2 protein-coding genes are annotated in these 12,410 nt (G+C 77.7%); both read right to left on the bottom strand.

Annotation, left to right across the window (positions count from 1 at the left end):
• Positions 1-1,774 (bottom strand): type I polyketide synthase (locus ACIQTO_RS37365; protein ID WP_402398013.1); only part of this gene is annotated, 1,774 nt, incomplete at its 3' end.
• 106 nt (positions 1,775-1,880) lie between these two features.
• Entirely contained in the window at positions 1,881-12,407 is a 10,527-nt protein-coding gene (locus ACIQTO_RS37360; protein WP_402398011.1) for a type I polyketide synthase, read from the bottom strand.
• Positions 12,408-12,410: the final 3 nt, after the last annotated feature.

Raw genomic sequence — 12,410 nt, 5'->3', positions numbered from 1 at the left:
CCGCCGCGAACACCGGGAACGCCGCATACAACACACGACCGATCCCCCGCACCCGCCCACCCTGCCCCGCGAACACCACCGCGTACTTCACGGCGGACCGCCCGCCCGAGCCCGCGGCCGCCTGTGGGACGGCACCCGTCACCACCACCGGGCCCGCGCCCGGCCGGGCCGGGCCGGGCGCGCCGTCGGCCACCGCCGCCAGGGCGGCCGTCAGCTCCGCGACGTCCCGGCCCAGCACCACCGCACGGTGCTCCAGCAGGGCCCGTCCGGTGACGGACGACCAGGCCACGTCCGCCGGTTCGGGCGCCGGCTCCGCCGAGACGCGCTCGCGCAGCCGGGCGGCCTGGGCCCGCAGGGCCTCGCCGGAGCGGGCCGACAGCACCCACGGGACGAGCCCGCCCACGCCGGCGGCCGGCGGCCGCCCGGCCGGCTCGTCGGCCGGCGGCGGGGCCTGCTCCAGGATGACGTGCGCGTTGGTGCCACTGATCCCGAACGAGGAGACGGCCGCCCGGCGCGGCCGGTCCAGTTCCGGCCAGGCCCGCGCCTCGGTGAGCAGCTCGACGGCTCCGCTCGCCCAGTCGACGTGCGGCGAGGGCGCGTCCACGTGCAGCGTCCTCGGCAGCACGCCGTTGCGCATCGCCTCGACCATCTTGATCACGCCCGCGACGCCGGCCGCCGACTGGGTGTGGCCGATGTTGGACTTCACCGACCCCAGCCACAACGGCCGGCCCTCCGGCCGGCCCTGCCCATAGGTCGCCAGCAGTGCCTGCGCCTCGATCGGGTCACCCAGCGTCGTCCCCGTCCCGTGCGCCTCGACCGCGTCCACCTCCGCCGGGGCCAGGCCCGCGGTGGCCAGTGCCCGCCGGATCACCCGCTGCTGCGACGGCCCGTTCGGCGCGGCCAGGCCGTTCGACGCGCCGTCCTGGTTGACCGCGGAACCGCGCACCAGGGCCAGTACCGGGTGTCCGTTGCGCACCGCGTCCGACAGCCGCTCCAGCAGCAGGAGACCGACGCCCTCGCCCCACCCGGTGCCGTCGGCGGCGGCCGCGAACGACTTGCAGCGGCCGTCCGAGGCCAGCCCGCGCTGACGCGAGAACTCGACGAACGCGGTCGGCCGGGCCATCACGGTGACGCCGCCCGCGAGCGCGAGGTCGCAGTCCCCCGCCCGCAGGGCCTGGCCCGCGGCGTGCAGCGCGACCAGCGACGAGGAGCAGGCGGTGTCCAGGGTCACCGCCGGCCCCTCCAGCCCGAGCGCGTAGGCGACCCGGCCGGACACCACGGACATCGAGCCGCCGGTGACCCGGTAGCCCTCCACCCCCGACTCCGCCCGCCGCTGCCCGCCGCCGTAGCCGAGCGCGGACGCGCCGACGAACACGCCCGTCCGGCTGCGCCGCAGGGCCGGCGGGTCGATCCCGGCCCGCTCGATCGTCTCCCAGGAGGTCTCCAGGAGCAGCCGCTGCTGCGGGTCCATCGCCAGCGCCTCGAAGGGGGAGATCCCGAAGAACTCGGCGTCGAACTCGGCCGCGTCGTAGACGAATCCGCCCTGCCGGGCGGCCGAACCGCCGAGCGGGTCGGCCCCGCCGCCGGTGCCGCCGACCTCCCAGCCCCGGTCGGCCGGGAAGCCCGCGACCGCGTCCGTGCCGTCGGCCACCAGCCGCCACAGGTCCTCGGCGGAGCGGACCCCGCCGGGAAACCTGCAGCCCGTCGCGACGATCGCGATCGGCTCCCGGGCCGCCTCCTCGACCTCCTGGAGGCGGTGCTTGGTCGCCCGCAGATCGGCGGCCGTCTGCCGCAGGAAGTGCCGCAGCTTCTCTTCGTTGGACCTGTTGTCGGACATCTGCCTACCCCTGTCGGTTCGGGTGCCTGGAACGGACGACTGCTCAGGAGATCCCGAACTCCTCCCCGAGGATGTCGAACAGGTCGTCGTCGCTCGCGTTGCCCAGGTCCCGGCCGCCCTCGGTGGCCGGGGTCGGGCCGCCGCGCAGCCGGGCCGCGAGCTCGGACAGCCGGGCCGCGACGCGTTCCCGCTCGGCGGGGCCGGCCAGCGCCGACAGATCGGCCTCCAGGCGGTCCAGCCCGTCGAGCGCCGACGCGTCGGGCGCGGTGTCGCCGAAGAGCTCCCGGCCGAGGTGGCCGGCCAGGTCGTCCGCCGTGGGGTGGTCGAAGACCAGCGTGGTCGGCAGCGTCAGGCCGGTGGCCGCGGTGAGGCGGTTGCGCAGCCCGACGGCGGCCAGCGAGTCGAACCCGAGGTCGCGGAACGGCCGTTCGGGCTCGATCTCGGCCGGGTCGGCGTGGCCGAGCTGCGCGGCGACCTCGGCCCTGACCAGGGCGAGCAGCTCGCGGTCGCGGTCCGTGCCGGAGAGCCCGGTGAGCCGTTCGCGCAGCAGCTCGGGGGCCGACCCGTCGGTGCCCGTCCCGGCGCCGTCGCCGCCGGCGGCCCGCGCCGGGGTCGCGGCGGCGACCAGCTCCGCGATGAGCGGGCGCGGGCGGGCCGCGGTGTAGCCGACCGCGAACCGCGGCCAGTCGATGTCGGCGACGGTGACGGTGGCCAGGCCCTCCTCCAGGGCCTGGCGCAGCGCTTCGAGCGCGAGCGCCGGGGCCATCGCGGGCACCCCGATCCGGTCGAGGTGCGTCCCGGCCTCACCGGCGGACATCCCCGAGCCGCCCCACCGGCCCCAGGCGATCGCGGTCGCGGCCGCGCCCCGGTCGCGGCGCTGCCCGGCGAGCGCGTCCAGGTAGGCGTTGGCGGCCGCGTAGGCGCCCTGTCCGGCGCCGCCCCACACCCCGGCGCCGGAGGAGAACAGCACGAAGGTGCCGGGCTCGTCGGAGCGCAGCAGTTCGTCCAGCACCAGCGCGCCGCCGACCTTGGCGGCGAGCGCCTCGTCGATGTCCTGGCGGGTCGTCCGGTCCAGCGGCCCGCCGACCTCCGCGCCGGCCGTGTGGACCACGGTGTCCGGCCGCAGTCCGCGGGCCCGCAGGTCGTCGAGGAGCGCGGCGACCGCGGCGCGGTCGCTCACGTCGCACGCGGCGAGCGTCACGTCGGCGCCGGCCGCGGTGAGTTCCTCCCGCAGCCGGGCGGCGTCGGGCGCGGCCGGACCGCCGCGGCTGACGAGCACGAGGTGCTCGGCCCCCGCCCGGACCAGCCAGTGCGCGACCTGCCCGCCCAGCGCCCCGGTGCCGCCGGTGACCAGCGCCGTCCGCCCCGGGTGCCAGGCGGCCTCGCGGCCGGTGCCGTGGGCGGCGGCGCCCTCGGCGTGCGGCAGCCGGGCCAGCCGGCGCACGAAGACGCCCAGCGGGCGGACCGCGATGTCGTCCTCGGCCGGCCCCGCGCCGAGGACGGCGGCCAGGGTGTCGGCGGCGCGCGCGTCCACCGTCTCCGGCAGGTCGACCAGGCCGCCCCAGCGGCCGGGGTGTTCGAGGCCGACGACCCGGCCGAGGCCCCGGACGGCCGCCGCGACGGCGCTGAGCGGCGGTTCGCCGAGGACCGGGGCCGCGCCCTGGGTGACGCACCACAGCGGTGCGTCGAGGCCGGCGTCGCCCAGGGCCTGCACCAGCGTCACGAACGCGTCCAGGACGGGGGCCGGGTCGCGCTGCGCCGCGTCCCCGACCGGCAGCACCAGCACGCCGCTCAGGGCGCCGGCCGCGGCGATCTCCCGCAGCTCGTCGGTGAGTTCGGCCCGCCCGGCCGGGAGCCGGCCGGCCGCCGGCGCCACCACCTCGGCGCCGCGGCCGGTGAGCAGGCCGGTGACGGCGGTGCGCAGCGCGTCGGCGGCCGGGCCCTGCGGCGCGACGACGAGCCAGCGCCCGGTCAGCCGCTCGGGCGCCGCCGGGGCGTCCGTCCAGGGTTCCCACTGCTCGGCGTAGCGCCACGAGCGCACCACCGAGTCGGCCCGCTGCCTGGTCCGCCAGGCCGACAGGGCGGGCAGGGCCTCGCGCAGCGGGGTGTCCTCGGCGATGTCGAGCAGGGCGGCGAGGCCTTCCGCGTCGGCCGCCGCGACGGTGTCCCACAGCCTGGCGTCGACCGGGTCGCCGGCCGGGGCGGCGCTCGGCCCGGTCCGGCCCGGCAGGGCGGTGCCGGCATCCGGGTCGAGCCAGTAGCGCCGGCCCTGGAAGGCGTAGGTGGGCAGGTCGACGCGGTGGACGCCGGCGTGGTGCAGCAGCCCGGCCCAGTCCACCGGCAGGCCCCTCGCGTAGGCGGCGGCGAGGGCGGCGACGAGCTGCCCCGGGCCGCCCTCGCCGCGCCGCAGGGTGTGCAGGACGGTGCCGCCGCCGCCCGCCTCGGCGATCAGGTCCTCCAGCGGGACGACCAGGCCGGGGTGCGGGCTGCATTCGAGGAACACCGTGTGCCCGTCGGCGACCGCCGCCCGCACCGCGGTGTCCAGCCGGACGGTGTTGCGCAGGTTCTCGTACCAGTACGGGCCGGTGAGTGCCCGGTGGTCGGTGACCCCGCCGCCGGTGACGGTCGAGTACATCGCCACCCGGCCCGGCCGCGGGGCGATGTCCGCCAGCAGCTCGTTCAGGTCGTCCCGCAGGACGTCCATGTGCACGGAGTGGGACGCGTAGTCCACCGGGATCCAGCGGGCCCGTACGTCGTCGCGCTCGCAGTCGGCCGCGACCGAGGACAGCGCCTCGACCGGGCCGGAGAGCACCACGGCGGTGGGGCCGTTGACCGCCGCCAGCGACAACCGGGCGTCACCGGCGATGAGTTCGGCGGCGCGCTCGGCGGTGACCCCGACCGCGAGCATGCCGCCGCCGACGGAGGAGACCTGCCGCAGCGCACGGCTGCGCAGCACCGCGATCCGGGCCGCGTCCGCCAGCGACAGGAACCCCGCCACGTGCGCGGCGGCGATCTCGCCCTGCGAGTGGCCGATCACGGCGGCCGGGCGGACCCCGCGCGCCTCCCACCAGCGGGCCAGGCCCACCATCACCGCGAACAGCGCCGGCTGCACCACGTCCACCCGGTCGAGCAGCGCGCCCGACGGATCCCGCAGGACCTCCTGGAGGGACCAGTCCGTCAACGGGTCCATCACCGCCGCGCACTCGGCGATCGCGGCCGCGAACTCCGGCCCGGTCGCCAGGAGTTCGGCGGCCATCCCGGCCCACTGGGAGCCCTGGCCCGGGAACACGAGGACCGGGCCGGTGACCGGGCCGGCGCCGGGCCCGCCCGCGTCACCGGCGACCGCGGACGCGGCGGTCGAGGCCGAACCGTCGGCCAACGCCCGCAGACCGGAGGTGAGTTCGTCCGTGTCTCGGCCCCACACCACCGCGCGGCGCTCCAGTGTGGCGCGCCCCGAGGCCAGCGACCACGCCACGTCGGCCGGGTCGGCCCCGGGGTGTTCGACCGCCCACTCCGCCAGCCGGCCGGCCTGGGCCCGCAGCGCACCCTCCGTCCGGGCGGACAGCACCCAGGGCAGCACCCCGCCGACACCCGCCGGTTCGGCGGGAGCGGAGTCGGGGGCGGAGTCGGGGGCGGAGTCGGCGGGAACGGAGGCGGAGGCAGGGGCGAGGGCGGGTGCCTGCTCCAGGATGACGTGCGCGTTGGTGCCGCTGATCCCGAACGAGGAGACGGCCGCCCGGCGCGGCCGGTCCAGCTCGGGCCAGGCCCGCGCCTCGGCGAGCAGCTCGACCCGGCCGGCCGACCAGTCGACGTGCGGCGTCGGCGCGTCCACGTGCAAGGTCTTCGGGAGCAGGCCGTTGCGCATCGCCATCACCATCTTGATGACGCCCGCGACACCGGCCGCCGCCTGGGTGTGACCGAAGTTGGACTTCACCGACCCCAGCCACAACGGCCGGTCCTCGGCGCGGCCCTGCCCGTACGTCGCCAGCAGCGCCTGCGCCTCGATCGGGTCACCCAGCGTCGTCCCCGTCCCGTGCGCCTCGACCGCGTCCACGTCGGCGGTGCCCAGGCCCGCGTTGGCCAGCGCCTGCCGGATCACCCGCTGCTGCGAGGGCCCGTTCGGGGCGGTGAGTCCGTTCGACGCGCCGTCCTGGTTGATCGCCGAGCCGCGCACCACGGCGAGCACCGGGTGCCCGTTGCGCCGCGCGTCCGACAGCCGCTCCAGCAGCAGCATGCCGATGCCCTCACCCCACGCGGTACCGTCCGCGCCGGCCGCGAAGGACTTGCAGCGGCCGTCGGGGGCGAGCCCGCGCTGGCGCGCGAACTCCACGAAGACGCTCGGCGTCGACATGATCGTCACCCCGCCGGCCAGGGCGAGGTCGCACTCCCCGGTGCGCAGCGCGTGCGCGGCCCAGTGCAGCGAGACCAGCGAGGAGGAGCACGCCGAGTCGACCGTGACCGCCGCGCCCTCCAGGCCGAGGGTGTAGGCGACCCGCCCGGACGCGACGCCGAAGGAGTTGCCGTTGCCGATGTACGCCTCCAGCTCGTCGTCGACGTTCTGCACCCGGCCGGCGGCGTAGTCCGCGTACATCAGCCCGGCGAACACCGAGGTGTTGCTGCCGCGCAGGGACGACGGGTCGAGACCGGCGCGTTCGAACGCCTCCCAGGAGGTCTCCAGCAGCATCCGCTGCTGCGGGTCCATCGCCAGTGCCTCGCGCGGCGAGATGCCGAACAGCTCGGAGTCGAAGCGGTCGATGCCCCGCATGAACGCGCCCTCGCGGGTGTAGCACCGCCCGGACCGGTCCGGGTCCGGGTCGTACAGCGCGGCGAGGTCCCAGCCGCGGTCGGTCGGGAACGGCACCACCGTGTCGACGCCGTCGGCCACGCAGCGCCAGAGGTCCTCCGGGCTCGCGATGCCGCCGGGGAAGCGGCAGCTCATGGCGACGATGGCGATCGGCTCGTCGAGCACCCGGGCGGCGGCGACGGCCGGCGCCCTGGTGTAGCCGGGCAGGCTCAGCAGTTCGGTGCGCAGGAACCGGGCCAGCGCGGTGGCGTTCGGGTAGTCGAACAGCACCGTCGCGGGCAGCCGCAGGCCCGTGGCGGCGTTGAGGCGGTTGCGCATCTCCAGCGCGGTCAGCGAGTCGAAGCCCAGCTCGGTGAAGGCACGGTCGGGCGCGACCGCCTCGGGTCCGGGGTGGCCGAGGACCAGCGCGGCCTGGCGGCGGGCCAGGTCGGTCAGCAGGTGCAGCTGCTCGGCCTCCGGGCGGCCGGCCAGCCGCTGGGCCAGCTTGCGCGCGTCCTCGCCGCCGGCCCGGCGCCGGGCGGGCACCAGGGCGCTGAGGATCATCGGCAGCTCGTCGTCCAGCCGGCGCAGCGCCGCGAGGTCGAGGCGGACCGGGGCGAGCAGGGCCTCGCCCCGGGCGAGGGCGGCGTCGAGCAGGGCGAGGCCCTGGCCGTCGGAGAGCGGCAGGACGCCGCTGCGGTCGATGCGCCGGCGGTCGGTGGTGGTGAAGTCGTCCTTCATCAGGCCGCTCTCCTCCTCCCACAGACCCCAGGCGAGCGAGACCCCGGGCAGCCCCAGGGCTCGCCGGTGGTGCGCGAGGGCGTCCAGGAAGGCGTTCCCCGCCGCGTAGTTGGCCTGGCCCCGGCTGCCGATCACACCGGCGACGGAGGAGTAGAGCACGAAGGCGGTCAGGTCCAGCTCGCGGGTGAGCTCGTGCAGGTGGGTCGCGGCGTCCACCTTGGGGCGCAGCACGGAGGCGACGCGCTCGGGCGTCAGGGCACCGATCACGCCGTCGTCGACGACGCCGGCGGTGTGCACCACGGCGCGCAGCGGGTGTGCGGCGGGGATCGCGGCGAGCAGGGCCGCCAGCGCCTCGCGGTCGGCGACGTCGCAGGCCGCCACCACGACCGCCGCGCCCAGCGCGGTCAGCTCGGCGGTCAGCTCGGCGGCGCCGGGGGCGGCCGGCCCGCGCCGGCTGGTCAGCAGCAGCCGGCGCACGCCGTGGGCGGTGACCAGGTGGCGTGCCGCCAGGGCGCCCAGCGCGCCGGTGCCGCCGGTGACCAGCACCGTGCCCTCGGGGTCGAAGGCGGGCCCGGCCCGGTCGGGCGCCGTGCCGGGTCCGGCGGGTTCGGTGGCGGCTCCGGCGGTCCCGGCGGGGTCGGTGCGGGCGATCCGGGGGGCGTACAGCGCCCCCGCGCGCAGGGCCAGTTGGGGCTCGCCGGAGTCGGCGGCGGCCGAGGTCGCGGCGGCGAGGGCCGGGACGGACGCCTCGTCGTCGTCCAGGTCGACCAGCACGATCCGGTCCGGGTTCTCCGACATGGCGGAGCGGACCAGCCCGCCGACCGCCGCCGCGGCGAGGTCGCGCACCGGGTCGTCGGCGCCCACCGACACCGCCCGGCGGGTGACCACGGCCAGGCGCGCGGTCGCGAAGCGCGGGTCGGCGAGCCAGCCCTGCACCAGCCGCAGGGCGTGGTTCACGGCGGCGTGCACGTCCGCCACCGGCGGCAGGGCGGGGGCGACGGCGTCCGGGCCGGGGGCGTCCGGCCCGGAGGACGGCGCGCCGTCCGGCCACGGGAGGACGACCACCTCGGGCACGGGCGCCCCGGCGTCGACCGCCTCCCCGAGCGCGGCCAGGTCGGCGTGGACGGCGGCGTCCAGCCGGCCGGCGAACGGCCCGGCGTCCCCGGCGACCGCCCAGGTCGCGGGCGTGACGGCCGGGACGGCCGCCGGGCTGGGCAGCGGCGTCCAGCGGACCGCGTAGAGCGGGTCCTGCCGGGCGCCGGCGGCCGACCGCAGCTTCTCGGGCGAGACCGGCCGCACGGCGAGCGACCCGACCTCGGCGACGGGCCGGCCGTCCCGGTCCGCGAGGGTCAGGGCCACCGACTCCGGCCCGGTGCGCCGCAGCCGGACCCGGGCCGTCGCCGCGCCGGGGGCGAGCAGGCGGACGTCGCGCCAGGAGAACGGGAGCGACACCGGGCCGGCGCCCGGGTCGGCCCGGTCGGCGAAGGCCGCGATGCCGAGCAGGTGCTGCGTCGCGTCCATCAGGGCCGGGTGCGCACCGAACCGGTCGGCCTCGTGGGCGACGCTCTCGGGCAGTTCGACCTCGCCGAAGACCTCGTCGCCGCGCCGGGCGGCCGCGCGCACGCCGTGGAAGGCCGGGCCGTAGGTGACGCCGGTGTCGGCCAGCCAGTCGTAGAAGCCGTCGAGCGGGACGGGGACGGTGCCGGCGGGCGGCCAGGCGGCGAGGTCGGCCGCGGCCCCCGGGTCGGTGTCGGAGTCGGAGTCGGGGGAACCGGCCCCGGCGCGGACCAGGGTGCCCGCGGCGTGCCGGGTCCACGGCTCGCCCGGATCGTCGCCGCCGGGCCGCGAGTGGATCGCGATCGCGCTGCGCCCGTCCTCGTCCGGGGCCTCGACCCAGAGCTGGAGCTGGACCCCGCCGCGTTCGGCGAAGACCAGCGGTGCCTCCAGGGAGAGCTCCTCGACCCGCTCGCACCCGACCCGCCGGCCCGCGTGCAGGGCCAGCTCCAGGAAGGCGGTGCCCGGGAGCAGCACCGTGCCGAAGACCACGTGGTCCGCGAGCCACGGATGGGTGTCGAGCGAGAGCAGACCGGTGAACAGCGAGCCGTGCCCGTCGGCGAGTCGCACCATCGCGCCGAGCAGCGGGTGGTCGGCGGCGCCCTGCCCGAGGCCGGTCGCGTCGGTCGCGTCGGTGCCCGCGTCCAGCCAGAACCGGCGCCGGTCGAACGCGTAGGTGGGCAGCTCGACCCGGCGGCGGGCGGGCCCGGCGGAGCCGGTCGCCGGCCCGGCCGTGAGCGCCGCCCAGTCGACCGCCGCACCACGCACGAAGGCGTGCCCCAGCGCGGCCAGCACACCGGTGACCGGGTCGCGGTCGCGGCGCAGGGTGGCGATGCCCGCGACGGTGCCGGCGGCCTCCTCCGCCGCGAGGCACTCGGCGACCATCGGCGTCAGGGCCGCCTCCGGCCCCAGCTCGACGAAGGTGGTCACCCCGGCGGCCCGCAGCGCGCCGAGCGCGTCGCCGAACCGGACGGTGCGCCGCAGGTGCTCGACCCAGTAGCCCGGGTCGGCCAGGCGCTCCGGTGCCAGGATCCCCCCGGTCACGTTGGACGCGAGCGGGATCGCCGGAGCCCGGAACCGCAGCCCCTCGACGACGCCGGCGAACTTCTCCAGCACCGGCTCCATGAGCTCGGAGTGGAAGGCGTGTGAGACGCGCAGCCGGGCGCACCGCCAGCCCCGGGCCGCGCACTCGGCCCGCACCCGGTCGACGGCCTCCTCGGCGCCGGAGACCACCACGCTCGCGGGCCCGTTGACCGCGGCCAGCCCCACCGTGCCCGGCGCCGACGCCAGCACGGCGGCGACCTCGGCCTCGGAGGCACCCACCGCGAGCATGGCGCCACCGGCCGGCAGCGCGCTCATCAGCCGGGCGCGGGCGGCGACCAGCGTGACGGCGTCGTCGAGCGACAGCGCCCCGGCGACGTGCGCCGCGGTGATCTCGCCGAGCGAGTGGCCGGCCACGTAGTCGGGCGTCGCGCCCCAGGAGGCCCACAGGCGGTACAGGGCGACCTCGAAGGCGAACAGCGCGGGCTGGGCGACGCCGGTGGACTCCGGCTCGGTCGGGTCCGCCGGGCCGCCGGTGTCCGAGGCCCCGGTGTCCGAGTCGCCGGTGTCCGAGGCCCCGGTGTCCGGGCCGCCCGGCGCGGTGCCGAGCACCACGTCGCGGACGGAGAACGGCGTCACCCCCTCGAAGGCGGCGCAGACCTCGTCCAGCGCGTCCGCGAACACCGGGAAGGCGGCGTGGAGTTCCCGCCCGATCCCGCGCGAGCGGGCGCCCTGGCCGGTGAACAGGACGGCGGTGCGTCCGGTGCCGCGCGGCACGGCACCGGTCACCACCGCCACGGTGCCCGGGGCGGCGGCGGCGTCGGCCACGGCGGTCAACCCGGCCGCGAGGTCGGCGGCTTCCCGGCCGACCAGCACGGCCCGGTGCTCCAGCACCGCCCGCCCGGACGCCAGCGACCACGCCACGTCGGCCGGGTCGGCCCCGGGGTGTCCGGCCACCCAGTCGCGCAGCCGGGCCGCCTGGGCCCGCAGCCCGGCCTCGGTGCGCGCCGAGACCACCCACGGGACGACCCCGGGGGCCGCCGGCACCGGCTGCCCGTCGGCTGCCGGCGACTCCTCCTGCTCCTCGGCCGCCGGCGGCTCCTCGATGATCACGTGCGCGTTGGTGCCGCTGACCCCGAACGACGACACGCCGGCCCGGCGCACCCGCTCGCCCGCGGGCCAGGCGACCGGCTCGGTGAGCAGCGCGACGCGGCCCGCCTCCCAGTCGACCATCGGCGTGGGCTCGTCCACGTGCAGCGTGCGCGGCAGCAGGCCGTGCCGCATCGACATGACCGTCTTGATCACACCGGCCACGCCCGCGGCGGCCTGGGTGTGGCCGAGGTTGGACTTGATCGAGCCGAGCCGCAGCGGCTGCTCCGCCGGCCGGCCCTGCCCGTAGGTGGCGAGCAGCGCCTGCGCCTCGATCGGGTCGCCCAACCGGGTGCCCGTGCCGTGCGCCTCGACCGCGTCGACGTCCGCCGGGGCCAACCGCGCGTTCGCCAGCGCCTGCCGGATCACCCGCTCCTGCGCCAGGTCGTTGGGCGCGGTGAGGCCGTTCGAGGCGCCGTCCTGGTTGACCGCGGAGCCGCGCACCACGGCGAGCACCGGGTGCCCGTTGCGCCGCGCGTCGGACAGCCGCTCGACGAGCAGCATGCCGACGCCCTCGCTCCAGCCCGTGCCGTCGGCCGTCGCCGCGAAGGACTTGCAGCGGCCGTCCGCGGCGAGGCCCCGCTGACGGGAGAACTCGTCGAACGCGCCCGGGGTCGCGAGCACGGTCGCGCCGCCGGCGAGCGCGAGGTCGCACTCGCCGGCGCGCAGCGCCTGGCAGGCGAGGTGCAGGGCGACCAGCGAGGAGGAGCACGCGGTGTCGACGGTCACGGCCGCGCCTTCGAGCCCCAGGACGTAGGCGATCCGGCCCGAGGCGACGCTGACCAGACTGCCCGTCAGCAGGTGCCCCTCGACCTCCTTGGGCGTGCTGGACAGCCGGGACAGGTAGTCGCTGGCGATCACCCCGACGAAGACGCCGGTCCGGCTGCCGCGCAGCGAGGTGGGGTCGATCCCGGCGCGTTCCAGGGTCTCCCAGGACGCCTCCAGCAGCAGGCGCTGCTGCGGGTCCATCGCGAGCGCCTCACGCGGCGAGATGCCGAAGAAATCGGGGTCGAAGTCGGCCGCGTCGTCCAGGAACCCGCCCCGGTAGGAGGCGCCGCCGACGGTCTCGCCGTGCTCCCAGCCGCGCCCGGACGGGATGCCGGTGATCGCGTCGGACTCGGTGCGGACCAGCTCCCACAGCTCCTCCGGGGAGCCGACCCCGCCGGGGTAGCGGCACTGCATGCCGACGATGGCGATGGGCTCGTGCCACCGGTCCTCGGCGTCCCGGAGCCGGTTCCGGGTGTCGTGCAGCTCGGTCGCCGCCCGGCGCAGGTAGTCGCGAAGTTGCTCTTCGTTCGCCATCGA

It is taken from the genome of Kitasatospora sp. NPDC091207 (genome assembly GCF_044768625.1).
Classification (GTDB): domain Bacteria; phylum Actinomycetota; class Actinomycetes; order Streptomycetales; family Streptomycetaceae; genus Kitasatospora.
Note: the sequence above shows the minus strand (reverse complement) of the source record. Positions and strands in the feature narration are given on the sequence as shown.